General features: G+C 71.3%; 21 protein-coding genes. 14 read left to right on the plus strand and 7 right to left on the minus strand.

The window, feature by feature from the left end; all coding sequences use genetic code 11:
• Positions 1-47: 47 nt before the first annotated feature.
• Complete coding sequence (locus AOP78_RS03445; protein ID WP_066730231.1) at positions 48-977, plus strand: XdhC family protein; 930 nt, start codon at positions 48-50, stop codon at positions 975-977.
• Here the strand turns inward: AOP78_RS03445 and AOP78_RS03450 are convergent.
• Positions 967-3,684 (minus strand): molybdopterin-dependent oxidoreductase, encoded by a 2,718-nt coding sequence (locus AOP78_RS03450; RefSeq protein ID WP_062201714.1) that lies wholly within the window; start codon positions 3,682-3,684, stop codon positions 967-969. The genes AOP78_RS03445 and AOP78_RS03450 overlap by 11 nt on opposite strands.
• Entirely contained in the window at positions 3,681-4,523 is an 843-nt protein-coding gene (locus tag AOP78_RS03455) for an FAD binding domain-containing protein (RefSeq protein WP_062201568.1), read from the minus strand. The genes AOP78_RS03450 and AOP78_RS03455 overlap by 4 nt, the downstream gene beginning before the upstream one ends.
• A gap of 313 nt (positions 4,524-4,836) precedes the next feature.
• Between AOP78_RS03455 and AOP78_RS03460 the strand changes: the two genes are divergently transcribed.
• From AOP78_RS03460 to AOP78_RS03480, 5 genes are read left to right on the plus strand one after another with little or no spacing between them, the layout of a single operon-like run.
• Positions 4,837-5,934, plus strand: a complete 1,098-nt coding sequence (locus tag AOP78_RS03460) for an ABC transporter substrate-binding protein (RefSeq protein ID WP_062201571.1) — start codon at positions 4,837-4,839, stop codon at positions 5,932-5,934.
• A gap of 19 nt (positions 5,935-5,953) precedes the next feature.
• Complete coding sequence (locus tag AOP78_RS03465; RefSeq protein ID WP_236685279.1) at positions 5,954-6,781, plus strand: ABC transporter ATP-binding protein; 828 nt, start codon at positions 5,954-5,956, stop codon at positions 6,779-6,781.
• Complete coding sequence (locus AOP78_RS03470; RefSeq protein ID WP_062201573.1) at positions 6,781-7,572, plus strand: ABC transporter permease; 792 nt, start codon at positions 6,781-6,783, stop codon at positions 7,570-7,572. Before AOP78_RS03465 ends, AOP78_RS03470 begins: the two co-directional genes overlap by 1 nt.
• Positions 7,569-8,432, plus strand: coding sequence for an ABC transporter permease (locus AOP78_RS03475; RefSeq protein ID WP_062201575.1), 864 nt, complete (start codon positions 7,569-7,571; stop codon positions 8,430-8,432). Before AOP78_RS03470 ends, AOP78_RS03475 begins: the two co-directional genes overlap by 4 nt.
• Positions 8,429-9,025, plus strand: a complete 597-nt coding sequence (locus tag AOP78_RS03480; RefSeq protein WP_160297587.1) for a helix-turn-helix domain-containing protein — start codon at positions 8,429-8,431, stop codon at positions 9,023-9,025. The genes AOP78_RS03475 and AOP78_RS03480 overlap by 4 nt, the downstream gene beginning before the upstream one ends.
• 83 nt (positions 9,026-9,108) lie before the next feature.
• On the opposite strand, the gene AOP78_RS03485 is transcribed toward AOP78_RS03480, so the two are convergent.
• The gene (locus AOP78_RS03485) at positions 9,109-10,470 is read right to left on the minus strand and encodes an 8-oxoguanine deaminase (protein ID WP_062201579.1); all 1,362 of its coding nucleotides are present in this window, start codon (positions 10,468-10,470) and stop codon (positions 9,109-9,111) included.
• A gap of 149 nt (positions 10,471-10,619) precedes the next feature.
• Between AOP78_RS03485 and ligA the strand changes: the two genes are divergently transcribed.
• The 8 genes from ligA (at position 10,620) to AOP78_RS03525 (ending at position 20,942) form a co-directional block, all read left to right on the plus strand.
• A complete protein-coding gene (gene ligA, locus AOP78_RS03490; RefSeq protein WP_439645009.1) occupies positions 10,620-12,875 on the plus strand; it encodes an NAD-dependent DNA ligase LigA in 2,256 nt (751 codons plus the stop codon).
• A 101-nt stretch (positions 12,876-12,976) separates the two neighbouring features.
• A complete protein-coding gene (locus tag AOP78_RS03495; RefSeq protein ID WP_062201583.1) occupies positions 12,977-13,792 on the plus strand; it encodes an OmpA family protein in 816 nt (271 codons plus the stop codon).
• 17 nt (positions 13,793-13,809) lie between these two features.
• Positions 13,810-14,511: a hypothetical protein gene (locus AOP78_RS03500; protein WP_152659380.1), complete on the plus strand. Its 702-nt coding sequence runs from the start codon at positions 13,810-13,812 to the stop codon at positions 14,509-14,511.
• A 90-nt stretch (positions 14,512-14,601) separates the two neighbouring features.
• Positions 14,602-15,180, plus strand: a complete 579-nt coding sequence (locus AOP78_RS03505) for a GNAT family N-acetyltransferase (RefSeq protein WP_083979749.1) — start codon at positions 14,602-14,604, stop codon at positions 15,178-15,180.
• A gap of 65 nt (positions 15,181-15,245) precedes the next feature.
• Positions 15,246-15,545: an Asp-tRNA(Asn)/Glu-tRNA(Gln) amidotransferase subunit GatC gene (gene gatC / locus AOP78_RS03510; protein WP_062201587.1), complete on the plus strand. Its 300-nt coding sequence runs from the start codon at positions 15,246-15,248 to the stop codon at positions 15,543-15,545.
• Complete coding sequence (gene gatA, locus AOP78_RS03515) at positions 15,542-17,047, plus strand: Asp-tRNA(Asn)/Glu-tRNA(Gln) amidotransferase subunit GatA (protein ID WP_062201589.1); 1,506 nt, start codon at positions 15,542-15,544, stop codon at positions 17,045-17,047. Before gatC ends, gatA begins: the two co-directional genes overlap by 4 nt.
• Positions 17,044-18,567 carry an Asp-tRNA(Asn)/Glu-tRNA(Gln) amidotransferase subunit GatB gene (gatB, locus tag AOP78_RS03520; protein WP_083979751.1) on the plus strand — a complete coding sequence of 508 codons (1,524 nt, stop codon included), beginning with the start codon at positions 17,044-17,046 and terminating at the stop codon, positions 18,565-18,567. The genes gatA and gatB overlap by 4 nt, the downstream gene beginning before the upstream one ends.
• Before the next feature lie 257 nt (positions 18,568-18,824).
• Positions 18,825-20,942: a heavy metal translocating P-type ATPase gene (locus AOP78_RS03525; protein ID WP_083979753.1), complete on the plus strand. Its 2,118-nt coding sequence runs from the start codon at positions 18,825-18,827 to the stop codon at positions 20,940-20,942.
• On the opposite strand, the gene AOP78_RS03530 is transcribed toward AOP78_RS03525, so the two are convergent.
• The 4 genes from AOP78_RS03530 to xylB form a co-directional block, all read right to left on the minus strand.
• Positions 20,939-22,282, minus strand: a complete 1,344-nt coding sequence (locus tag AOP78_RS03530) for a M20/M25/M40 family metallo-hydrolase (protein WP_062201591.1) — start codon at positions 22,280-22,282, stop codon at positions 20,939-20,941. The two genes, AOP78_RS03525 and AOP78_RS03530, sit on opposite strands and share 4 nt — an antisense overlap.
• Before the next feature lie 41 nt (positions 22,283-22,323).
• The gene (locus AOP78_RS03535; protein WP_062201593.1) at positions 22,324-23,646 is read right to left on the minus strand and encodes an anaerobic C4-dicarboxylate transporter family protein; all 1,323 of its coding nucleotides are present in this window, start codon (positions 23,644-23,646) and stop codon (positions 22,324-22,326) included.
• Between the two features lie 96 nt (positions 23,647-23,742).
• Positions 23,743-24,018, minus strand: a complete 276-nt coding sequence (locus AOP78_RS03540) for a hypothetical protein (protein WP_062201595.1) — start codon at positions 24,016-24,018, stop codon at positions 23,743-23,745.
• 135 nt (positions 24,019-24,153) lie between these two features.
• Positions 24,154-25,590, minus strand: coding sequence for a xylulokinase (gene xylB / locus AOP78_RS03545; protein ID WP_062201596.1), 1,437 nt, complete (start codon positions 25,588-25,590; stop codon positions 24,154-24,156).
• Positions 25,591-25,710: the final 120 nt, after the last annotated feature.

Consider the following 25,710-nt stretch of genomic DNA (forward strand, 5'->3'; position numbering starts at 1 on the left):
CGCGCCTGCCTAGACTGGCTGGCAGTTCCCAGCCTCAGGAGGCACGTGTGTTCGAGATCGCCCGCGAGATGCTCGCCGAGCTGGACGCGGGCAGGCCGCTCGGGGTGGTGGTCGTGACGGCGGTGCACGGCTCGGCCCCGCGCGCGGTCGGCTCCGCGATGGCGGTCACCTACGACGGCCGCGCGATCGGCTCGATCTCCGGCGGCTGCGTCGAGGGCGAGGCCTACGAGCTCGCGCTTCGCGTGCTCAAGGAGCACGGCCTCGTGGACGTGGACCTGGGCGGCGAGGGCGACCTGTACGCGGCCGGGCTCTCGTGCGGCGGATCGCTCGGCGTGGTCGCCTTCCGGCTGTCCGCGGACGACGAGGGCGTGGTGCACGCGCTGCGGGCCTCGCTCGACCCTTCCGCGCGCGTCCAGGTGCGGATCCCGCGCCACCCGTCTCGGGCGGAAGAGTCGTTCTCCCTGGTAAGAGAGCCTGCGCCGCGCATGGTCATCGTCGGCGCCGTCGACTTCTCGGGCGCGCTCGCCTCGGCCGCGCAGGCCCTCGGCTATCGCGTCACGGTCGTGGACGCGCGGCCCGTCTTCGCGACCCAGGCCCGCTTCCCGCAGGCCGATGAGGTCGTCGCGCAGTGGCCCCAGAAGTACCTCGAGGGAGTCGAGCTCGGCCAGGACGATGCGGTGTGCGTCCTCACGCACGAGGAGCGCTTCGACATCCCGACCCTGGGCGTCGCCTTGCGGTCCCGCGCAGGCTACGTCGGCGCGATGGGGTCGCGGAGGACCCACGAGCGGCGCGTCGAGCTGCTGCGTGGGACGGGCGTCTCCGAGGAGGGGATCGCGCGGCTGCGCTCGCCGATCGGGCTCGATCTGGGAGGCTCGAGCCCTGCCGAGACCGCCGTGGCGATCGTCGCGGAGATCCTGCGGGATCGGACCGGGGCGAGCGGGGCGCCGCTGAGCGAGCGCGGTGGACCTATCCACTGACACGCTCCGCGGCCGCGGCGAGGCGCCACACGCGGTCCCGGCTCATGGGGATCTCGTACGGTCGTGCTCCGATCGCTCGCCTGATCGCGTTCGCCAGGGCGGGGGCGACGGGGTTGTACGGCGACTCCGACATCGATTTCGCGCCGAACGGTCCGAGCTCGTCCGACGTCTCGGCGAAGTAGACCTCGGTGTCGGGCACGTCGGCGCTCTGCGGCACGCGATAGGTGCGGAAGGCGGGGTTCGCGGGTGATCCCTCGTCCCCGACGAGGATCTCCTCGTACAGCGCCGAGCCGATGCCCTGCGCGACGCCTCCCTCGATCTGGCCGCGGCACTGCGCGGGGTTGAGCACCACGCCCGCGTCGGCGGCCTGGATCGACTGGAGGATCCGCACCGACCCGGTCTCGAGATCGACCGCGACGCGGAACGCCTGCACGTTGAAGGCCAGCGACCGGATCATGCCGTCGGTCGAGCCCTCGCCGGTCAGACCCTCGGGCGGGATCGCCTCGCCTGAGTCCAGCCGGGCCTTGAGCGCGATCGCCGCCGCGTGGACCGCCTTGCCTGCGACGGTGATGCCGGTGGATCCGAAGGCCCCGGTGTCGTAGGTGGTCGCGTCGGTGTCGGAGGTCCGCAGCTCGATCAGCGACACGGGCACCCCGAGCGCCTCGGCTGCGATCTGCCCCAGCACGGTGTGGGTCCCGTTGCCGAACTCGGCGGTGCCGGCGGCGATCAGGAACGTCCCGTCGGGTCTCGCCGTGACGGACGCGGTCGCGCGGTGCCCGCGCGGAGGGATGGTGGCGATCATGCTGAGCGCCATCCCCTCGCCGGTCGCCCATCCGTCGGGGGCCTCGACGCCGTTGCCCCGCACGAGCGCCGCCTCGGCCAGGTCGAGGCACTGGTCCAGGCCGTACGAGCCGAAGATGAGCCCGTCCTGGTGCCCGCGCTCGGTCACGCCGAGCTCGTCCCCGTCCTTGACCGCGTTGAGACGCCGCATCTGGAACGGGTCGATGCCCAGTTGGAGCGCGAGCTCGTCGAGGGCCGACTCGACCGCGAAGATCACCTGCCCCAGGCCGTAGCCGCGGAACGCCCCCGCGGGCGTGGTGTTCGTGTAGACCACCTCGGCATCGAGCCGCTTGGCGGGGGAGCGGTAGGCCTCGAGCGACTCGGCGCAGCCGTGGAACATCACGCCGATCGCGTGGTTGCCGTACGCGCCGGTGTTGCTCAGCACCTGGATGTCCATCGCGGTGAGCACGCCGTCGGCGGACGCCCCGAGCGTCGCGGTGACGCGGAACGGGTGCCTCGTGGCGGTGCTGGTGAACTCCTCGGTGCGCGTCATCTCGTACGCGACGGGGCGGCCGGTCTTGAGCACCGCGAGCGAGACGATGTCCTCGGTGAAGATCTCCTGCTTGCCGCCGAATCCTCCGCCGACGCGCGCGGTGAAGACCCGCACCGACTCGGGTGCGCGGTCGAGGATCAGCGCGAGCTCGTCGCGCACGAGGAACGGCACCTGCGAGCTCGTGCGGAGGGTGAGCCGGCCGAGGTCGTCGATCCAGCCGATCGAGCCGTGCGTCTCGAGCTGCGCGTGCGTGACGCGAGCGTTCGACCACGTTCCCGTGGCGACGGCGGCCGCCTCCGCGAGGCCCGCGTCGACCTCCCCGTAGCCGCCCTTCCAGGACGCGATCAGGTTGCGCGAGGCGTCGCGCACGCCGTCCTCGGGAGTGCGGTCGGGATGGATGACGGGCGCGGTGCCGGAGCGCGCCTCCTCGGGGTCGAACACGGCGGGCAGGACCTCGTACTCGACGCGAAGGGCCTCGATGGCCGCGTCCGCGATCGCGAGCGAGTCCGCGACGACCGCGGCGACGCGCTGACCCTGGAAGCGCACCACATCGTCCAGGATGCGGGTGTCGCGAGGGTCGTCCCCCCGGTTCTCGTGGCGCGCGGTGGAGAAGCGGGTGGCGGGCGCGTCCTCGTGGGTGAGGACGGCGTGCACCCCGTCCATCGCGAGGGCCGCCGAGGCGTCGATCGAGACGATGCGCGCGTGCGCGTGCGGCGAGCCGAGCACCTTGAGGCGCAGGGTGCCGGGGATCCAGGCGTCGAACGTGTACGGCTCCTTGCCCTGGACCACGCGGGCGGCCGCCGGGGGGCGGGCGGAGGTCCCGACGACGCGGTCGTCGGTCTCCCGGGACGATGCGGGAGCCGCCTGGACGGACGGGGGAGCGGACGACGCGGTCTCCTCACGCGCACCCCCGCACCGCCCGTCGCACTCGCCGCCGCAGCCGCCGCGGACCGCGTGCTTGACCGCCTCGCGGATGGGCCGGTACCCCGTGCATCGGCACAGCGAGCCCTTGAGCCTCCGGTCGAGGTCGGGCAGGTCGTCCTCCTTGAGCGACGCCGCGGTGACCACCAATCCTGGCGTGCAGAACCCGCACTGGAAGGCGAAGCGGTCGGCGAACTCCTCCTGGACGGGCGCGAGCGCATCGTCCGGCGCGAGGCCCGCTGCCGTGGTGATCGTCCGGCCCTCGGCGCGGACCGCGGGGTAGAGGCATGAGTGGACGGGCTTGCCGTCGACGAGCACCGCGCATGCGCCGCAGTCGCCCGCGTCGCAGCCCTTCTTGACGGCGGTCGCTCCGCGCGAGCGCAGGTACGTCCGGAGGCACTGCCCGGGCTTGGGGTCTCCCTCGACGGGGACGCCGTCCACGTCCATCCTCATGCGGTGCACTCCGTCCTACGGTCGTCGCCAGGGTCGGCGCCCATGAGATCGGCGAGCACGCGGGCGGCGAGCACGCCCGTGACGTGGCGGCGCCAGTCCTCTGTGCCGAGCGCGTCGGTGTAGAAGTCGCCCTCGGAGCGCACCGACTCGACGAGGCGAGCCTCGCTCGGCGGCACCGGGAACGAGTACACGCACGGGGTGAGCGTCGCGGCGGTGACGACGATCGTGACCGCGTCGTCCTCGTCGCGGCGGCCGGTGACGACGGCGCCCGAGCGGCCGAGCTCCGCGAGGGCGATCTTGCGCAGCGCGGTCCGTCCTCGGAGCGCCGCCGCGGGGATGTCGATCGCACGGACGACGTCGCCAGCGCGCAGCGTGTTCGTGCCGTTGCCGGTGGGGAGGGAGGCGACGGGCTCCCGTCGGACGGAGCCGTCGGCGGCCCAGATCTCGGCGACGCCGTCGAGCGTCGCGCACGCGGCGAGCATCGCGGCCGCCGCGAACGACCTGCACACGTTGCCGACCACGGTCGCCTCGTTCCAGATCTTGAAGCTCGCGAGCAGCGCGTTCGCCGCCTCGTCGAAGAGCGGCTGCGCTCGCCAGCCGGGCACAGGGGGCTCCTCGAGGAGCCGGGCGATCGTGCAGGTCGCGCCGATGCGCAGCCCGGCGTCGGTGACCTCGATCGGCTCCCACGGCATCGTCATGAGGTCGACCAGCCCGGTGACGTCGCGGTTCGGCTCGGAGAACACCCAGGTACCACCCGCGACGAGGGTCTCACCGGGGGCGAGCGCGAGGTCGGCGCGAGTGGTCGCCCTGCGGTAGCCGGTGACGGCCGTGAGGTCCATCGCATCCCCTCTCGTGGCGGGTCGGGCTCGGTGCCTGACGTCGCGTCCTGGCGAGACGCCCTCGCATGTTCACCAGATGAACAGCCAGTGAAGCACGGCCCGATGTCACGATTGTGTCTCGGCGGCCGGATTTAACAGTCTCGAAACAGAAAAGGTCGTGTTGATGAAATCTAAAGTCCCTAGTTTGGCCGTGTGCCGCAACCGTGATGTGCCCACGGACGCGTAGAGGGGTCACGAGCTTCGCCTACACTCGCTCGCGGCACGCGCCGTATTCGTGATTACGAGGCGCGATACACACAGGGAGAGAGAACACATGTCCTTCAGCTTCAAGCGCACCGCGTCCGTCGCCACGGTCGCCGTCGCAGCGCTCACGCTCGCGGCCTGCTCGTCGTCGGGTGACGCCGAGTCGTCGTCGTCCGCCTCGGGCGACGCCACCGCCGAGGCCACCGAGGAGGCCATGGAGGCCGCCGACTACGGTGACATCTCGGTCCAGCTGTCCTGGATCAAGAACGAGGAGTTCTCCGGCGAGTTCTTCGCGGACTCCAACGGCTACTACACCGAGGCCGGCTTCTCGTCGGTCGAGCTCGTCCCCGGGCCGTCCACCGGCGCCGCCGAGCTGCTGTCCGGCACTGCCAACTTCGCGCTCTCCGACGCGGTCTCGATCGGTTCGGCCGTCGCGAGCGAGGGCGCTCCGCTGAAGATCGTCGGCGCGACCTACCAGAAGAACCCGTTCACCATCCTGTCGCTCGCCGACGGCGCGGACATCCAGACGCCCGAGGACATGGTCGGCAAGAAGATCGGCGTCCAGGACTCCAACACCGCGCTGTTCGAGGCGCTGCTCGCCGCCAACGGCCTGACCACCGACGACGTCACCGTCGTCCCGGTCCAGTACGACCCCGCCGTGCTCGTCAACGGTGAGGTCGACGGCTTCGTCGCCTACCTGACCAACGAGTCGCTCGTGGTCCAGGCCGAGGGCATCGACGTCACCAACCTCCCGTTCGCCGACAACGGCCTGCCGTTCGTCGCCGAGACCATCACCGTGACGCAGGACCTCATCGACTCCGACCCGGAGATGATCAAGGCCTTCCTCGTCGCCGAGATCAAGGGCTGGTCCGACGCGGTGAACGACCCCGAGGAGGGCTCGCGCCTCGCCGTCGAGGAGTACGGCTCCGACCTGGGCCTCGACGCCACGGTGTCCGCCGAGGGTGCCGTCGTCCAGGCTGAGGACCTCGTGGTCTCCGACGAGACCGTCGCGAACGGCCTGTTCACCATCTCGGACGAGCTCCAGACGGAGACCCTCGCCTCGCTCGCCGGCGCGGGCATCGACATCTCCGCCGAGGACCTGTTCGACATGAGCCTGCTCGACGAGGTCTACGCGGAGAACCCCGACCTCGTGGCCTACGCGGGCTGATACTGCAAGGATCGATCACGTGACCGACGACGTGACCACGACCGGTGCCCGGGGCGAGACCGCCCCGGGCACCGGCCTGCAGATATCCGATCTCACCAAGGTCTTCCACTCGCGTGGCAAGACCGTCACCGCGCTCCAGGACGCGACCCTTCACACAGAGCAGGGCTCGTTCCTGGCGCTGCTGGGGCCCTCCGGGTGCGGCAAGTCCACCATCCTGCGCATCCTCGCGGGACTCGAGCAGCCCACGAGCGGCTCCACGCGGGTCGACGGGCGCACGCCCGCGGACCTGCGCGCCTACAACGAGCTGGGCATCGCGTTCCAGGACTCCGCGCTGCTGCCGTGGCGCTCGGTCTACGCGAACATCAAGCTCCCCTTCGAGGTCTCCGGCAAGCCAGTCGACCACGACTACATCGCCGAGCTCATCGAGCTCGTCGGTCTCAAGGGATTCGAGAAGGCGAAGCCCGCGCAGCTCTCGGGAGGCATGCGCCAGCGCGTGTCGATCGCGCGTGCTCTCGTGCTCAAGCCCTCGGTGCTGCTTCTCGACGAGCCGTTCGGCGCGCTCGACGACATGACCCGTCAGCGACTCAACGTCGAGCTCATGCGGATCCTCGCCGCGAAGCCCGCGACGACGCTGCTCGTCACGCACGGCATCTCGGAGGCGATCTTCCTCGCCGACCAGGTCGCGGTCATGAGCCCGCGCCCTGGCCGCATCAAGGAGGTCATGGAGATCGATCTTCCTCGGCCCCGCACCCCCGAGATCCAGCGCAGCCCCGAGTTCCACGCCTACGTCGACCGGGCCTCCGAGCTCCTGTTCGGTGCCGGCGGCGTCGCTCTGGAGGACGACTGATGGAGGAGCGTCGGGTCCCGGCCTGGGCCACCGCATCGTTCAGCGCGGTGGTCCTCGTGGGCCTGTGGTGGTTCTTCGCGCTCACCGTCGTCGGACCGGGAGGCACCCAGGCCATCCCGACCCCGTGGCAGGTGATCCAGGGCTACGCGGAGGACGGCTTCGCCTTCTACTGGACGCACTTCTCGGTCACGCTCGCCGAGGCCGCGAGGGGCTACCTGTGGGGCAACGGGATCGCGCTCGCGCTCGCCGGCCTCGTCATGGTGATCCCCCGGCTCGAGGCCGTCGTGTCCCAGATCGCGGTCATCACGTACTGCGTCCCGATCGTCGCGATCGGGCCGCTCGCTGTGATCATCTTCGAGGTCCCGTCCAAGGGAGAGCCCTCGGGCACCGCGACCTTCATGGCGGGGCTCAGCGTCTTCTTCACGACCGTCGTCGGCTCCCTCCTGGGGCTGCACGCGGCGGACAAGGCGAGCCTCGACCTCGTCTCCGTGTACGGCGGAGGCACCTGGACCCAGCTGCGCAAGGTCCGCTTCATCGCGGCGCTTCCCGCCGTCCTCACCGCTCTCCAGATCGCGGTCCCCGCGGCCTTCCTCGGAGCCGTGCTCGGTGAGTACTTCGGCAAGGTCGAGACGGGCATCGGCGTCGCGATGGTCGTCGCGCAGCAGGCCCTCAACTCGCCTCGCGTGTGGGGCCTCGCGCTGGCCTCGGGAGCCGTCGCGCTGCTCCTGTACCTGGGCGTCGGACTGCTGACACGACTCGCGACGCCGTGGTCGAAGGGGGCCGCAGCATGACCGCCACCGCCACCGCGCCTTCCGGCAGCGACCTCGCGGCCTCGGTCCAGCGCCAGGCGCGCAGGGCCACCTTCAAGGCGCTCGGCACGTCCCTGCTGACCTTCCTCCTGACCCTGGTGGGCGTGGCAATCCTGTGGCAGGTCGTGCTGTGGGTGTCGGACCTGTCGCCGTACGTGGCGAAGGGGCCCGCGGACGTCTGGAACTTCTTCTTCGTCGAGGAGGACGCGGCCGCGAACCGTGCCGAGATCGCCGGCAACCTCGCCGTCACGCTCGGCGACGCCGTCGTCGGCTTCGTCGCAGGTCTGCTCATCGCCCTGCTCGGCGCGATCGGGTTCCGACTCTCCAAGGGCTTCGAGCACGCGATGATGCCGATCGCGCTGCTGCTGCGCTCCGTCCCCCTGGTCGCGTTCGCGCCGATCATCATCATGATCTTCGGCCGCGAGTTCCTCACGGTCGCGGTGATGGGCGGCATCGTCGTGCTGTTCCCGGCGCTCGTGAACATCGCGTTCGGGCTCCAGCAGGCCTCGCAGCAGACGCTCGAGGTGGTGCAGGTCTACGGTGGCGGGCCGCTCAAGCAGCTCACCACGGTGGCGCTTCCCTCGTCGTTGCCGGCGTTCTTCGCGGCCGTGCGCGTCTCGGTCCCCGGTGCGATCACCGGTGCGCTGCTCGCCGAGTGGCTCGCCACCGGCACGGGCATCGGCGGCGTGATCAACGGCTACTCGACGTCGGCGAAGTTCGACGAGCTGTGGGCCTCGGTCGTCGTCGTGACGCTCGTGTCGCTCGTGCTCTACAACCTGGTCGCGATCCTCGAGAACACCGTGCTGACCCGCATGGGCATGCACCCCACCAAACGTCTGTGAGGCAGGTCGTGTCCCCCGACCAGGACGCCGCAGGAGCCGAGCAGCGGCTAGGCGCACGCGTGCGCGAGCTGCGGCGCGAGCGCGGTCTCACGCTCGTGCAGCTCGCTGAGGCGACGGGCCTCTCCCACCCCTTCCTGAGCCAGGTGGAGCGAGGCCTCGCGAACTTCTCGCTGCCGTCCCTCAGGAGGATCGCCGTCGCGCTCGAGACCAGTCCGGTGGAGCTCATGGCGGCGGCCGAGGCGTCGGATGGAGCGGAGGCGCCGCCGCGCGTCGAGGTGCGGCTGGCCTCGGACGGGGACGATGTGGTGTCGGACTTCGCGCAGGACCGAGCCGTCGCGCTCGCGCGCGGTGCCCGCCCGTTCCTGCCCATGTCGATCGAATGCGTCCGTACCGTTCCCGGTGAGGTCTTCACGCACGCGGAGGACGAGTGGGTGATCGTCCTCTCCGGCGAGCTCCACCTCGAGCTCGACGGCGAGGAGCAGGTGCTCGGCGTCGGCGACAGCGCGTACTACGCCGGGGGAGTGGCGCACCGATGGTGGGTCGGCGCTGGGACCGCGCGGCTCGTCACCGTCAAGCAGCAGGCTTCCCGCTGAGGCGGCCCGCCATCAGAATTGGCTACCTGCGAGCGGGTTGACGGGGCGGAGAGTCAGGATCGGCGCCCTGGAACGTCGAGGGGTCAGCGGTTCGTGAGGTCAGCGACGGCCTCGCGCACGCGGGCCGCGATCGAGGCCTCGTCGGTGCGCGTCAGACGCCCGTCGGTGACGACCTCGCGACCCTGGACCAGCATCGTCCTGACCGTGGGGAGCGAGCCCAGCGTCAGCGCCGCGACGGGATCCGCGATCCCCGCGTGCTCGACAGCGCCGAGCTCCCACACGACGACATCCGCGAGCTTGCCCGCCTCGAGGGAGCCGATCTCCCGCTCGCGCCCGAGCACCCTCGCGCCGCCCATGGTCGCCATCCGGAGAGCGTCCCTCCCCGGCATCGCGGTCGCACCGTCGCGCAGCCGTGCGACGAGGGCGGCCTGACGTATCTCGGAACCGAGCGTGCCGTCCTCGTTGGACGCTGCGCCGTCCACGCCGAGCCCCACAGGGACCCCCGCGTCGAGCATCGACCTCACCGGCGCGATGCCCGCGGCGAGGCGCGCGTTCGACGACGGGCAGTGCGCGACGCCTGTCCCCGTCGCCGCGAACTTGGCGATGTCCGCGTCGTCGAGGTGGACGCAGTGCGCCATCCACACGTCGGGGCCGAGCCAGCCGACGGACTCGAGGTAGTCGGTGGGGCCCATGCCGAAACGCTCGCGGCAGAACGCGTCCTCCTCGACCGTCTCCGAGCCGTGCGTGTGGAGGCGGACGTCGAGCTGACGGGCGAGCGGCGCGGACTCGCGCAGGAGGTCAGTCGTGACCGAGAACGGGGAGCAGGGCGCGATCGCGATGCGCAGCATCGACTCCGGCGCGCGGTCGTGAAGGTGCAGGACCGCATCCTCGGAGGCCCTCAGGGCCTCGTCCGTGGTCTCGACGGCGAAGTCGGGCGGCAGGCCGCCATCGGACTCGCCGAGGTCCATCGAGCCGCGCGTGAGGTGCAGGCGCAGGCCGATCTCGCTGGCCTCGTACGCGATCGAGCCGAGGATGTCGCCCGAGCCGCGCGGGAAGATGTAGTGATGGTCGCCGACTGTCGTGCAGCCGGAGCGTGCGAGGGCCCCCATCGCGCCCGCCGCGCCCGCGCCGACGGTGTCCGCCGTGATGCGGGCCCACGTGGGGTACAGCGCCACGAGCCAGTCGAAGAGGATCGAGTTCTGCGCCCAGCCGCGTGTGAGCCACTGATAGAGGTGGTGGTGCGTGTTGACCAGGCCGGGCGTGACGAGCGCCCCGCGCGCGTCGTACCGCTGCGCCGCGGCGTCGCGCAGCTGGGACGGTGCGGCGCCCGACCCGACCTCGACGATGCGGTGGTCGCGGATCGCGACGTACCCCTTCGGGTGCTCGGTCCCATCGGGGTCGACTGTGACGACGTGCCCGCCCTCGATCAGCGTCAGTCCGGCCATGATCAGGCCTCCCTCCCGGCGCCCGCTCGGTCGCGCTGTCAGCCTACCGGCGGTGCCCTGGCGGAGAGGCGAGGCACGGCCGGGAGCCCGAGAGCGCGGCGGGCCCGACCGCCGTGGGAGTGTCGGTGGGGCATGGTGGAATGTCCTACGTGAATGACGCGATCGCCGATGCCACCCTCGCCCGCGCCCGCCATGCTGAGCTCGTTCAGGAGATCGAGGAGCACCGTGCCCGCTACTACGGGGACGATGCGCCGACCATCTCGGACGCGGAGTACGACGCGCTCGAGCGCGAGCTGCGGGCCCTCGAGGCCGCGCATCCCGAGCTCGTGGAACCCGACTCGCCGACCCAGACGGTCGGCAGCGCGGGGACCGAGACGGGCTTCACCTCGGTGCGTCACCGCGAACGGATGATGAGCCTCGACAACGCGTTCTCCCTCGAGGACGTGGAGGCGTGGCTCGCGCGCGTGGGCAAGGAGGCCGGCGACCAGCAGCTCGTGTGCGAGCCCAAGATCGACGGGCTCTCGCTGTCGCTGACGTACGAGGACGGCGCGCTCGTGCGCGGGGTGACGCGTGGCGACGGGACCACGGGCGAGGACGTGACCGCCAACGTGCTCACGATCGACGGCATCCCGCGGACCTTGCGAGGGCCCGAGGAGGGCGGAGCGCCCATCCCCGCGGTCGTCGAGATCCGCGGCGAGGTCTACATGCCGGTCAGGGACTTCGAACGGCTCAACGAGCGGCTGCTCGCCGAGGGCAGGCCGCCGTACGCGAATCCGCGCAACACCGCGGCCGGATCCTTGAGGCAGAAGAACCCCCAGGTGACGGCGGAGAGGCCGCTCGCGCTCACGACCTACGCGCTCGGCGCGCTCGAGTGGAGCGATGCCGAGCCGGATGACCGCTTCGCGACGCAGCACGGCATCTACGAGGCGCTCGCCGCGTGGGGCCTGCCGACCTCGGAGCACGTGCGCGTCCTGAGGGGCGCGGACGCGATCGCCTCCGCGCTGACCGATCTCGAGAGCAGGAGGCACGCGCTCGTCCACGAGATCGACGGAGCCGTGCTCAAGGTCGACGACCGCGCGGTGCAGGCCGAGCTCGGGTCGACCTCGCGCGCGCCGCGGTGGGCGCTCGCGTACAAGTTCCCGCCCGAGGAGGTCCACACCCGCCTCGTCGAGATCAAGATCGGTGTGGGACGCACGGGGCGCGCCACGCCGTACGCGGTCATGGATCCCGTCACCGTCGCCGGGAGCACCGTGCGCCAGGCCACCCTGCACAACCAGGACGTCGTGCGCGCGAAGGGCGTCAGGATCGGTGACGTCGTCGTGCTGCGCAAGGCGGGCGATGTGATCCCCGAGATCGTCGGGCCCGTCGCCGCGCTCGCCGACGACGGCTATCCGCGCGAGGACTTCGTCATGCCTGCGGAGTGCCCGGAGTGCGGCACCCCGTTGCGCGCCATGAAGGACGGCGATGTGGACCTGCGCTGCCCGAACGCGCGATCGTGCCCTGCGCAGGTGCGGGGACGCGTGGAGCACATCGGATCGCGCGGGTGCCTGGACGTCGAGGCGCTCGGAGAGGTGACGGCCGCGGCCCTCACCCAGCCCCTGCGACCGGCGCAGCCGCCGCTCGTCACGGAGGCAGGGCTGTTCGATCTCTCGCTCGACGACCTGCTGCCTATCGAGGTCGTGGTGCGCGACGCCGAGACGGGGCTCCCCAAGGAGGACGACTCGGGCGAGGTCCGCGTCCGCGCGCCCTTCCAGAAGGTCGAGCTCGCGTACCCGCCCGGTGCCGAGTCGATGTCCGCGGCCGAGCGCCGCAAGGCGGGCATCACCAAGAGCGTGCGGAACGTGCTCCCCTCCGCGCAGGCGCTCACGCTTCTCGATGAGCTTGAGAAGGCGAAGGCCAAGGAGCTGTGGCGAGTGCTCGTCTCCCTCAACATCCGGCACGTCGGGCCTGTGGCCAGCCGTGCCCTCGCGACCACGTTCGGCTCGATGGACGCGATCCGGGCAGCAAGCGCCGAGGACCTCGCGGCGGTCGAGGGCGTGGGCGAGATCATCGCGGAATCGGTCGGCGAATGGTTCGAGGTCGACTGGCATCGCGACATCGTCGAACGATGGGCGGCCGCGGGCGTGCGCATGGCGGAGGAGAAGACCGACGACACCATCGCGCAGACCCTCGAGGGCCTGACGATCGTCGCCACCGGAACGCTCGAGGGCTTCTCCCGCGACGGCATCAAGGAGGCGATCATCTCGCGTGGAGGGAAGGCCGCATCGTCCGTGTCCAAGAGGACCGACTACGTCGTCGTCGGAGCGAACGCGGGGTCCAAGGCCGCGAAGGCCGAGGAGCTGGGCGTTCCGGTGCTCGACGAACGGCAGTTCGTGGCGCTGTGCGAGGGTGTCTCTCCCGAGTAGATTGCTTGCCGGACACGACGTGGTTGCTCCTTGAAGGGGCGCGCGCGGGTCTAGGGTGACTGGAAACGCAGGAGTTTCGCGGGCACGTCAGGAGGGTGACGATGAACGGCGTGGACCGAGCCTCGCACCGGCGGTATGTCGCCGGTCCGATCCGGTGGTGGCTGCTGCTGCTAGGAATCGTGCTCACCCTGACGCTCGTGACCTGGGGGTTCGTGGCCTCGGTGGCGGCTTCCGCGGAGGACCAGGCAGAGTCGGCGCTCGCTCAGGCCGGCCTCGACAACGTCATCGTGGACGGCGTGCGGTATCGCGAGATCGACCTCAGGGGGCCCGCCTCCGACGAGGAGGCCGCGCTGGACGCCGTGTCGGGCCTCGCGCTCATCACGGCGCTGACCTACACCTCCGACGATTCGCTCGACTCCAGCCCCTCCCCTGAGCCGACGCCGACCGTGACCGAACCGACAGACGAGCCGTCCGAGTCCACGGAGCCCTCGGTGAGCGCGTCCGCGACGCCCACCCCGACCGCGTCGGCGAGCGCGACCCCGGAGGAGACCGTCAGCACGCCGCTTCCCGAGTTCGAGCCCGTGCTGTTCGAAGCCTTCTCCTCCGACCTGACCGCAGCCACGAAGAAGTCGCTCGACTCGGTGGCGGACAGCATCATCGATGCCATGGAGACGCACGCCGCGATCGTGGTGCAGCTCGACGCATACAGCGACTCGTACGGGACCGACGAGGAGAATCAGCAGCTCACCGAGGACCGCGCCGACAACGTGGCCGACTACCTCACGCGCGCGGGGGTACCGCCGGACATCATCGAGACCGCGGCGCACGGCGAGGAGTCGCCGGTCGTCTCCAATGCCACAGAGGCGGGGCGCGCCCAGAATCGACGCGTCGAGATCACGATCACGGAAGAGGGATGACGATCATGGGTGCTGTGATGAGTGAGGCCTGGCTCTGGCTCGTGGTCGCCTTCATCCTTGGCGTCGTCGTGGGCTACTACCTGCGCCGCTACACGATCGGGGGGAGCATCGTCTCCGCGAAGGATCCTGTGCCGACGGAGACGGAGGACGCACCCGAGCCCGAGGACGAAGGCGAGTCCGCCGACGTCGACCAGGAGTCGGCCCCGGCCGCGGTCGTCGAGCCGGAGCCGGAGCCGGCGACGCGGCCCGAGACCGAGCCCGAGCCCGAGCCCGAGGCGCCCTCGTCGTCTGCGCGGGCCTCGGGTCGCAATCCGGAGGAGATCGACGTGGACACCCTCGGGGCTGCCGTGTCGACCTTCGCCTCGCTCTCCCAGTCGGGCGGCGCCGCCTCGACCTCCGCGGCCGAGAACGGCACGGAGGACGCGGTGGACCCGGAGCCCACTGCCGAGGATGACCCCGCGGCGGGCGCGGAGTCCGAGATGCACGCCTCACCTGCGCACGCCTCGCGGAGGCGGCGCGGCCGGCGGCAGGCGCAGGTCGACGGCCCCTACGGCGGCGCGTACGGCGAGACCGACACCGGCAGCGTGTTCGTGCCCGAGGAGGAGGCGCTGCGGGTGCCCCTCGGACGCCGCGACGCGGAGGCGGCCCGGTCCGCTCAGTCCGGGGACGACAAGCTCGTTGACACCGAGGCGGACGACAAGCCTGCCGCCAGTTCCTAGCGCGCATGACCGGGACGTCGGGCCGACGGTTCCGTACACTGACGGCAGGCGATGGAGCCTGAGCCTCGAACCCCGGAAGGAGGCGACCGCATGACGTACTTCGTGCGCGCAGTCGCACCAGACGAGACCTCCCGACTCGCCGAGATCGGCGCCCTCACCGCGCTGGCGTACCTCTCCGATGGGCTCGTCGACCAGTCGCATCCGTACGTGCCGCAGCTGCGCGACGCCCACACGCGCGCCGCTGACGCGATCCTCCTGATGCTCGCCGACGGAGAGCACGGCGAGGGCGCCGCGGTCGGCACGGTGACGCTCGTCCCGCCGGGAAGCCGCTTCACCGAGCTCGCCACGGACGGCGAGTACGAGCTGCGGATGCTCGCCGTCTCGCCGCTCGAACGCGGCCGCGGGATCGGTCGAGCGCTCACCCGCTATGCGCTCGACGAGGCGGTCTCCCTGGGAGCCGCCCGCATCGTCCTGTCCACCCTCGAGACGATGCATGCGGCGCATCGTCTGTACGAGGCGATGGGCTTCCAGCGTCGGCCCGACCTGGACTGGCTCGTCGACCATGAGAAGGCCGAGAGGATGTCCCCGGAGGAGGCGCAACGGCGCGCGGACGATGCGTCGGCGGAGCCGCCCGGCGCCCGGCTCCTGGGGTACTCGTGGGAGCCGTGACGTCGCGCGAGCGGGGCTGACCGCTCGGCCCCGGCGATGTCCGTGCGCGCCACTAGACTGGCCGCATGTCATCCCTCGAACGCTCTGACGTGGCGCGGCTGGCCGCGCTCGCGCGCATCGACATGACGGACGACGATCTGGACCGCCTGTCGGGCCAGCTGTCCGCCATCGTCGATGCCGTGGCCAAGGTCGCCGAGGTCGCAGGCACGGACGTGCCCGCCACCTCCCACCCCATCCCGATGTCGAACGTCCACCGACCCGACGAGGTCAGGCCGTCGCTGCCGCAGGAGCGCGCGCTCGCCGCCGCCCCCGAGGCCGACGAGGGCCGCTTCCGCGTCCCGCAGATCCTGGGGGAGGAAGCATGACCGACTGGACCCGCAGGACGGCCGCCGAGATGGCCGCGGCCCTCAAGGCCGGAGAGGTCACGAGCGTCGAGCTGACGCAGGCGCACCTGGACCGCATCGCCGCCGTTGACGGCCCCATCCACGCGTTCCTCCACCTCGACCCCGAGGGTGCGCTCGCGACCGCCCGCAAGGTGGACGAGGACCGCGCCGCAGGCGTCGAGCTTCCCGCGCTGGCCGGCGTGCCCATCGCGGTGAAGGACGTGCTCGTCACCGAGGGCCTGCCCACGACGGCCGGCTCCAAGATCCTCGAGGGCTGGATCCCGCCGTACGACTCGACGGTGTCCGCGAACCTCAAGGCCGCGCGCATGCCGATCCTCGGCAAGACCAACATGGACGAGTTCGCGATGGGCTCCTCCACCGAGCACTCCGGCTACGGCCCCACCCACAACCCGTGGGACCTGGACCGCATCCCCGGCGGCTCGGGCGGAGGCTCGGCCGCGGCGCTCGCGTCGTTCGAGGCCCCGCTCGCGATCGGCTCGGACACCGGCGGCTCGATCCGCCAGCCCGCCTCGGTCACCGGCACCGTGGGCGTCAAGCCCACGTACGGCGGCGTCTCGCGCTTCGGCGCGATCGCGCTCGCGTCGTCCCTCGACCAGCTCGGGCCGTGCGGTCGCACCGTGCTCGACACCGCGCTGCTGCACGAGGTCATGGGCGGTCACGACCCCAAGGACGCGACGAGCCTCGACGAGCCTGTCCCGGCCTGTGTCGAGGCCGCCATGCAGGGCGCGACGAAGGACCTCACCGGCGTGAAGGTCGGCGTCATCAAGGAGTTGTCGGGCGAGGGCTACCAGGCCGGCGTGGAACAGCGCTTCGAGGAGGCGCTCGAGCGCCTCAAGGCGATGGGCGCCGAGATCGTCGAGGTCTCGTGCCCGTCCTTCGAGTTCGCGCTCGCCGCGTACTACCTGATCCTGCCGTCGGAGGCGTCCTCGAACCTCGCCAAGTTCGACTCGGTGCGCTTCGGCCTCCGCGTCGAGAAGGAGACGGTAGAGAAGACGATGCTCGCAACCCGCGCCGCCGGCTTCGGCGACGAGGTCAAGCGCCGCATCATCCTCGGCACCTACGCGCTCTCGGCCGGCTACTACGACGCCTACTACGGCTCGGCGCAGAAGGTGCGCACGCTCATCCAGCGCGACTTCGCGGCCGCGTTCGAGTCCGCCGACGTGCTCGTCTCGCCCACGACGCCCACCACGCCGTTCAAGCTCGGCGAGCGCCTGGACGACCCGCTGGCGATGTACCTCAACGACGTCGCCACCATCCCCGCGAACCTCGCGGGCATCCCCGGCATGTCGCTCCCCTCGGGCATCGCGCCCGAGGACGGCCTGCCCGTCGGATTCCAGATCCTCGCGCCCGCGCACGAGGACGCCCGCCTGTACCGTGTCGGCGCCGCCCTCGAGGCATCGCTGACCGAGGAGTGGGGTGGCGCCTTGACCGCGCAGGCCCCCGAGCTGGAGGTGGCCGAGTGAGCGCCCAGTCCCTGAGCTACGCCGAGGCCATGGAGGACTTCGACCCGGTCTTCGGCATCGAGGTCCACGTCGAGCTCAACACGAAGACCAAGATGTTCTGCGGCTGCGCCAACGAGTTCGGCGCCGAGCCGAACACCCAGGTGTGCCCCGTCTGCCTGGGGCTTCCCGGTTCCATGCCCGTGACCAACGAGAAGGCAGTCGAGTCCGCGATCCGGCTGGGCCTCGCGCTCGGCTGCTCGATCCGCGAGTCCAGCCGCTTCGCCAGGAAGAACTACTTCTACCCGGACCTGGCGAAGGACTACCAGATCTCTCAGTACGACGAGCCGACCTGCTACGAGGGCTCGCTCGACGTTGTCCTGGACGACGGGACGGTCGTGGAGATCGGCATCGAGCGCGCGCACATGGAGGAGGACGCCGGCAAGAACACCCACGTGGGTGGTTCCGGCGGCATCCAGGGCGCCGACTACTCGCTCGTCGACTACAACCGTGGCGGCGTCCCGCTCGTGGAGATCGTCACCAAGCCGATCGAGGGCATGGGGGAGCGCACCGCTGAGGTCGCCCGCGCCTACGTCGCGACGATCCGCGACATCGTCCGCGGGCTCGGCATCTCCGACGGCCGCATGGACCAGGGCTCGGTGCGCGCCGACGTCAACCTGTCGCTGCGCCCCAAGGCGCCGGCCGGCGAGGACCAGTCGGCGGTGCCGTTCGGCAAGCGCTCCGAGACCAAGAACGTCAACTCGCTGCGCGCCATCGAGAAGGCGATCCACTTCGAGGCCGGTCGTCAGGCCGCGCTGCTGAGCGACGGCAGGCCCGTCGTCCAGGAGACCCGCCACTGGCACGAGGACACCGAGTCCACGACGCCGGGGCGCTCCAAGGAGGAGGCTGAGGACTACCGGTACTTCCCGGAGCCCGATCTGCTCCCCGTCGAGCCGTCGCGCGAGTGGGTCGAGGAGCTGCGAGGCACGATCCCCGAGCACCCCGCCAAGATGCGCGCGCGTCTCAAGGACGAGTGGGGCTTCTCCGACCTGGAGATGCGCGACGTCGTCGCCGCCGACGCGATCGGGCTGCTCGTCGCCACGGTCGAGGCCGGCGCGAAGCCGCAGGCCGCCCGCAAGTGGTGGATGGGCGAGCTCGCGCGCGTCGCGAACGAGCAGGAGACCACGCTCGACGCGCTCGCCGTGACCCCCGCCGACATCGCCGAGCTGCAGTCGCTCGTCGACTCGGGGCGCATCAACGACAAGCTCGCGCGCCAGGCGCTCGCGGGCGTGCTCGCGGGCGAGGGCTCGCCGACCGCCGTCGTCGAGACTCGCGGGCTCGAGGTCGTCTCCGACGACTCGGCGCTGGAGGCCGCAGTGGACGAGGCGCTCGCGGCCCAGCCCGACGTGCTCGCCAAGATCCAGGACGGCAAGGTCCAGGCCGCCGGCGCGATCGTCGGCGCGGTCATGAAGGCCACGCGCGGTCAGGCCGACGCGGGTCGCGTGCGGGAGATCATCCTGCAGCGCGCGGGCGTCGAGGGCTGAGCACGGCACCGCATTCGACTGCCTGAACGAGGAGGGGCTCGGCCGACTGGCCGGGCCCCTCCTCGCGTGTCCCGCGACCCACGCCATGCACTGCGCACGGATCCAGGCTCGACACGCCGACGCCGCCCCGGCGTCTGGATGCGACACGTACGGGTGTCGCGGGGGAATCCGTGCGTAGCGCTGGGGAGGTCCCTCGCTTGACCTTCCAGCGGGATGGAATCTCTACCGTGGTTGTTGACCCACTTGGGAGGTTCTTCATGCAGCACCAGATGCAGCACGACATGGCCCATGGCGACGCCACGCCGCACCATGAGCATGACGCGCCGGAAGCGACCGGCCACGACATGCACGCCGGCCACGACATGCACGCCGGCCACGACATGCACGCCGGCCACTCGGCCCACACCGACCACTTGGGCCACGCCGAGATGTTCCGCCGACTCTTCTGGTGGAACCTTGTGCTGGCGGTCCCCGTGTTCGCGTTCTCGAGCACCGTCGAGGGGTGGTTCGGCTATGACCTGCCGTTGAGCGGCTGGATACCGCCGATCCTCGGCACGGTGGTCTTCGCGTGGGGCGGCTGGCCGTTCCTCAGCATGGCGTGGCGCGACGAGATCGCCGATCGCAAGCCGGGGATGATGACGCTCATCTCGCTCGCGATCACGGTGGCGTTCGGGGCCTCGCTCGCCGCGACGCTCGGCTTCGGGGACCTCGACTTCTGGTGGGAGCTCACGGGGCTGATCGTCATCATGCTGCTGGGCCACTGGCAGGAGATGAAGGCCGTGGGGCAGGCCCGAGGCGCGCTTCAAGCGCTGGCGGAGCTTCTGCCGGACGATGCGGAGCGCGTCGCGGGCGAGCGCACGGAGCACGTGAGCGTCGGCGATCTCGCCGCCGGAGACGTCGTCGTGGTGCGCCCCGGAGCGAGGGTGCCGGCGGACGGTGAGATCTCCTCGGGCGCCGCGAGCATGGACGAGTCGATGATCACGGGGGAGTCGGCGCCCGTGAGCAGGGGCGAGGGCGATCGCGTCGTGGCGGGCGCGGTCGCGACGGACGGCTCGCTGCGGGTGAGGGTGACTGCGATCGGCGACGACACGGCGCTCGCCGGGATCCAGCGGATGGTGAGCGAGGCCCAGGAGTCGCGGTCGGGCGCGCGCCGCCTCGCCGACCGGGCGGCTGCGTGGCTGTTCTACATCGCGCTCGCGGCTGCCGCGGTGACGTTCCTCGTGCATCTCGCGATGGGAGAGCCCGGCACGGGCATGGTCCGCGCGATCTCGGTGCTGGTGGTCGCGTGCCCGCATGCGCTCGGGCTCGCGATCCCGCTCGTGATCGCGATCTCCACCTCAGCGTCGGCGCGCAACGGCATCCTCATCAAGGACGCTGGCGCGCTCGAGCAGATGCGCACGGTCGATGCGGTGCTGTTCGACAAGACAGGCACCCTCACCCGCGGCGAGCACCGCGTCACCGGCATCGCCGTGGTCGAGGGGTGGGACGAGCATCGTCTGCTGGCGCTCGCCGCCGCGGTCGAGGCCGACTCCGAGCACCCGATCGGTTGCGCGGTCGTGGCCGCGGCCGAGCAGGCCGGGGTGCACGTTCAGTCCGCCACCGACGTGACGACGTTGCCTGGTCGAGGCGTCAAGGCGAGGGTCGACGGCGACGAGGTCGCGGTGGGCGGTCCCGCGTTGCTGGCGGAGCTCGACGTCGCCGAGCCGGAGGCGCTGGCCGAGGCTGCGCATGACTGGAGGGGCCAGGGCGGTGCGGTGTTGAACGTGGTGGTCGGCGGAGAGGTCGTGGGAGCCTTCACCACCTCCGATCCGGTCCGCGACGAGTCCCGCGCCGCGGTGGACGCGCTTCACGCCCGCGGTGCCTCGGTGGCGCTCATCACGGGTGACTCGCAGGCGGTGGCCGATGCGGTGGCGCGGGAGCTCGGGATCGACGATGTCTACGCCGAGGTGCTGCCTGAGGACAAGGACAAGGCCGTGGCCGACCTCCAGAGCAAGGGCCGGCGCGTCGCGATGGTGGGCGACGGCGTGAACGATGCTCCCGCGTTGGCGCGTGCCGACGTCGGCGTCGCGATCGGTGCGGGCACCGACGTGGCGATGGAGGCGGCGGGCATCGTCCTCGCCTCATCCGATCCGCGCGGGGTGCTCAGCGCGATCAGGCTGTCGCGTGCGAGCTACCGCAAGATGCGCCAGAACCTCGCGTGGGCGACGGGCTACAACGTGATCGCCATCCCGCTGGCCGCGGGCGCGCTGGCGCCGATCGGCATCGTGATGCCGCCCGCTGCGGCGGCGGTGGCGATGAGCCTGTCCACGATCATCGTCGCGGCGAACGCGCAGCTCCTGCGTCGCGTGAGCCTCGCGCCCGAGGATGCGAGCTAACCCTCCGCGAGCCGCTGAAGCAGCAGCACCTGCGCGACGATCATGCGCTCGATCTCCTCGGGGTCCACGGACTCGTCGGACGCGTGGATGCGCGCCTGCGCGGTGTCCTCGGGGCCCCACAGCACGAACTCCGCGCCCGGCGCCGCGTCCTCGAGGGTCTGGAGCAGGGGGATGGAGCCGCCCGAGCCCGCCTCGTCGCACGCCTTGCCGAAGGCCTCGGCCATCGCCTCGCGCGCCGCGGCGTAGCCGGGTCCGTCGGTCTTCACGGCGTACGGCGGGGCGGCCTTCATGGGCGTGACCTCCACCTTCGCACCCCAGGGCGCGTGGCTCTCGAGGTGTGCCACCAGCGCGGCCAGCTCCTTCTTCGGGTCGGAACCAGGGACGATGCGCATCGACACCTTCGCGCTCGCCGTCGGGTGGATCACGTTGGAGGACTCGGCGATGCTCGTCGTGTCGATGCCGATCGCGTTGATCGAAGGCTTGGCCCACAGGCGGTCGGCGACGGTGCCCGTTCCGATCAGGGACACCTCGGCAGGCATGTCCGCCATCGCCTTGAAGTCGTCCTCGGTCAGGTCGGCGCCGGACCACGAACCCCCGGTGACGCCATCGACCGCGACGTCCCCCGCATCGTCCTGAAGCGTGGTGAGAAGGCGCGCGAGCGCCATCATCGCGTCGGGCGCCGCCCCGCCGAAGACGCCCGAGTGCAGCGGGTGCTCGAGCGTCGTGACCTTGACGACGCACGCGACGTCACCGCGCAGCGCGGTCGTCATGACGGGGTCGCCGACGCGGATGTTGCCCATGTCGCAGATGACGAAGAGGTCGCACTGGAACAGCTCGGGGTTGTCCTCGACGAACGCCTCGAGGTTGCTCTCGGTCTCCTCCATGCCCTCGAGGATGAGTCGCAGGGTGACGGGAGGCCTCCCGTCGAACGCGCGCATCATGCCGAGGTGGGTGACGAGCCCGCTCTTGTCGTCCGAGGCGCCGCGCCCGTAGATGCGGCCGTCCTCCTTGCGGGTCGGCGTCCACGGGTCGGTGCTCCAGCCCTGGGCGGCGTGCGCGGGCTGGACGTCGTAGTGCGCGTACAGGACCACGGTGGGAGCGCCCTCAGGCCCGGGGATCTCGCCGTAGATCGGCGGATAGCCGCTCGGGACGTCCATGAAGCGCGCGTCCTCGAACCCGGCCGCGCGGAACTTCGCGAGCGTGACCTCGGCCATCGTCATGACGGCCTTCTCGTCGTACCCCGGGAACGAGATCGAGGGGATCGCGATGAGCTCCTCGAGGTCGGCGATCACGCCGGGCATGAGGGCCTTGACGGTGGCTTGGACGTCGGACGTGGTCATGGTGGGTGCCTTTCGAAGTCGAGCGGGCGCGTGGCGCGAGGTCAGAAGAATGCTCCGATGATCGAACCTACCGCGACGGTCGTGACGCACAGGACGAGCATCGGGACGAAGAAGCTGTGGTCGATGAGCCGCGTTCCGAGGCGTGTGCTCCCGGTCTCATCGAAGTTCGCGGCGGCGATCTGCGGGCCGTTCGCGGGCAGGGTGTAGACGCCGCCGAGCGCGCCCGCCCACATGCCCGTCGCGACGCCGACCGGGAGTCCGGCCGCCAGTCCGATCGGCACGATGGTCCGGGTGGCGGTGGACTGGCTCGTGGTCATCGCGGCCACCAGGAACACCGCGATCGCGAAGATGAAGCGGAAGTCCGTGACCCAGGCGCCGACGGTCGTCACGATGTACTCCTCGTGCGCCGCGATGAACGTCGCCGTGAGCCACGCGATGCCGAACAGCGCGATCGCCGCGACCATGCCCGCCTTGAACACGGGCTGATCGGGGACCTCGTCCACCTTCGGCCGGCCGACCGCGATGATGAGCGCGCCGACCACGAGCATCACGAGCACGATCGTGGTCGTCATGTCGACGTCCCCCGGGCGCAGATCGGGGAAGATCCCGAACGCCACGATCGCGAGCACGCCCGCGAGGAATGCGAGCGCCGCGTTGCGGCCGCGGGCGGTGTAGGTCAGCGCCGAGGAGGCCTTGCCGTCACCGGACGCGGCCGGCGCGAGCCGTCCCTCGGCGATCCTCGCCTGGATCTCGGGGTCGTCGGCGATGTCCTTCCCTCCGAACCGGCTCACCGCGAGCGAGGTGACGATGATGCCGACCACGCACGCGGGGAACGTGATCGCGAGGATGCTCGCGAGGCCCAGGTTGTACGGAGCGACGTCGGTCAGGGTCAGCATCGCGGCCATGGCCGCGGACACGGGCGACGCCGCGAGCGCGATGCCCGACTGCACGACCGTGACGGTGAGCGGCTTCGAGGGGCGGATGCCGTTGCGGTAGGAGACGTCGTAGATCACCGGGAGCAGGGGGTAGACGATGTTGCCCGTGCCCGCTCCGGCGGTGAACAGGAACGCGGTCAGCGGCGCGATGAGGGTGATCTGCTTGGGGCGGCTCTCGATCGCGCGGGCAGCGATCGCGACCATCCAGTCGATGCCGCCAGCGGCCTGCATCAGCGCGGCGCTCGTGACGACGCCGAGGATGATCGCCATGGCCGCGCCCGGAGCCTCGCCGGGCGCCTCGCCGAACACGAAGACGAGCAGGAACGTGCCGACCCCGCCCCAGATGCCGATGCCGACGCCGCCCGCGCGCGTGCCGAGCACGATCGCGCCCAGGACGACGATCGCCTCCAGCACGAACGTCACGCTCACCTCGCGGCCCTCCTCGCGGGTCGCGACCGGACCCCCTTTTCCTGACCTTACGGCGGCGGTCGCGTCCGCGCCCGGTGAGGCGCTGTGGGGGTCCGCTCAGTCGAGGTGGAGGAGGCGCTGCGCGACGACGAGCATGCCGACGCTGAGCGCGGCCACCGTGAGGGCCGCGAGGACGCCGAGCGTCAGCACGCCGAGGCTGACTCCGGAGACCACGTGGCGCAGCCACGAGACGGGGCCTCCAGTCGTGGGCGGGGCGAGCGGCTCCAGCGCCGTGCCGTGGGTCGTCGTCCCCAGCGGCGCGAACGGGTCGACGCGCGATGACGTGCGTGGCTGGATGGCGACGTACTGCTCGTGAAGAACCGCGTGGCTCATGATGATCCCCCTGGAATGCTGATGACTCGAGGATCGCTCGCGTGACCCTGCGCGCGCATCGTCCAGAAGGAGTGTTCCGTCTACCCCTTGGGGATGAGGGGACACCCTGACGGGCACCCTGAGGGTGCCCCGAGATCAGGCCGTGTAGGTGCCCGCGACCTCGCGGTAGCGCTCGAGGATCAGGGGTCGGTGATCGACGGGGGGAGCAGCGACGACGTCCACGGTCCACGCCGGGCGCGAGCCGGTGAGCGCCCACGCGGCCTGCACTGCGGCGCCCGCGGCGACGTACTCGCCGGGTGTCGGGATCTCGACCGGCACGCCGAACACCTGCGCCGCGATGGCTTGGACCGCGGGGTTCTGCGCGGCGCCGCCGACCAGGAGGAGCCTGCGCGCCGAGACGCCCTGCGCGAGGATCGCCTCGACCCCGTCGGCGAGCGCGCCCAGCATGCCCTCGACCGCGGCGCGCGCGAGATTCTCCCGGGTGGTCGACAGCAGCGTCAGGCCGAACAGGGTGGCCGTCGCGTCGGGGAGGTTCGGGGTGCGCTCGCCCTCGAAGTAGGGCACGAGCACCGCGCCGCCCGCGCCGGGCTGGGCCTCCAGGGCAAGGCTTCCCAGCTCGTCGTGGGACACCCCGAGGACGCGCGCGAACGCGTCGAGGACGCGCGCCGCGTTGAGGGTGCACACGAGCGGCAGGTACTCGCCCGAGGCCGACGCGAAGCCCGCCACCGTGCCGGTGGGGTCCTCGCTCGTCGTCTCGGTGACAGCGAAGACCGTGCCCGAGGTGCCGAGCGAGACGACCACGTCGCCCGCGACGGCGCCCAGGCCCAGCCCGGCCGCCGCGTTGTCGCCGGCTCCGGGTCCGACGACGACGTCCAGCATCGTCCCTGCTGTGGCCGTGTCGACGATCCCGGTGCCGGCGCTCTCGCCGGGGCCGAGCACGCGGGGGAGGGCCGCGTCGTGTCCGAGCGCGGCGATGAGGAGCTCGCGGTCGTACTCGCCCGTCGCGGGGTTCCAGTAGCCGGTGCCGGACACGTCGGAACGGTCGGTCGTGAGCTCGTCCAGAACGGGGCCGAGCGGGGACGATGCGGCAGGGCCGAAGCCGCGCAGGCGCCAGGTCAGCCAGTCGTGGGGGAGGGCGACGGCGGCGACGCGCGCGGCGTTGTCGGGCTCGGCGTCGCGCAGCCAGCGCAGCTTGGTGGACGTGAACGACGCGACGGGCACCAGGCCGGTGCGAGCGGCGAGCGCCTCGGCGCCGAACTCCGCGATCAGGTCCGCCGCGGCGCCGGCCGAGCGGGTGTCGTTCCACAGCAGGGCGTCTCGGACGACCTCGCCATCCGAGGACAGCGCGACCATGCCGTGCTGCTGGCCGCCGATCGAGATCGCGGCGACGTCGGTGAGGCCTCCCGCGTCGGCGATCGCGGCGACGAGCGCGTCCCACCACGCCTGCGGGTCCACCGAGGTGCCGTCGGGGTGGGAGGCGCGCCCGGTGCGGACGGTCTCGCCGGTCTCGAGGTCGCGGACGACCACCTTGCAGCTCTGGGTCGAGGAGTCGACTCCGGCGACGAGGGTCATCGCGGGTCCTTTCGAAGTGGGAGGAGTCCTCAGCGTCCTACAGGTGACATTCGGGCCTGAAAAGGAGGCCTCAGTTGCCTGCAGGAGACATCGGGGCGGGGGAGCGTGGGCGGGTGGGGT

This window comes from Demequina salsinemoris (assembly GCF_000974805.1).
In the GTDB taxonomy this organism is placed as follows: domain Bacteria; phylum Actinomycetota; class Actinomycetes; order Actinomycetales; family Demequinaceae; genus Demequina; species Demequina salsinemoris.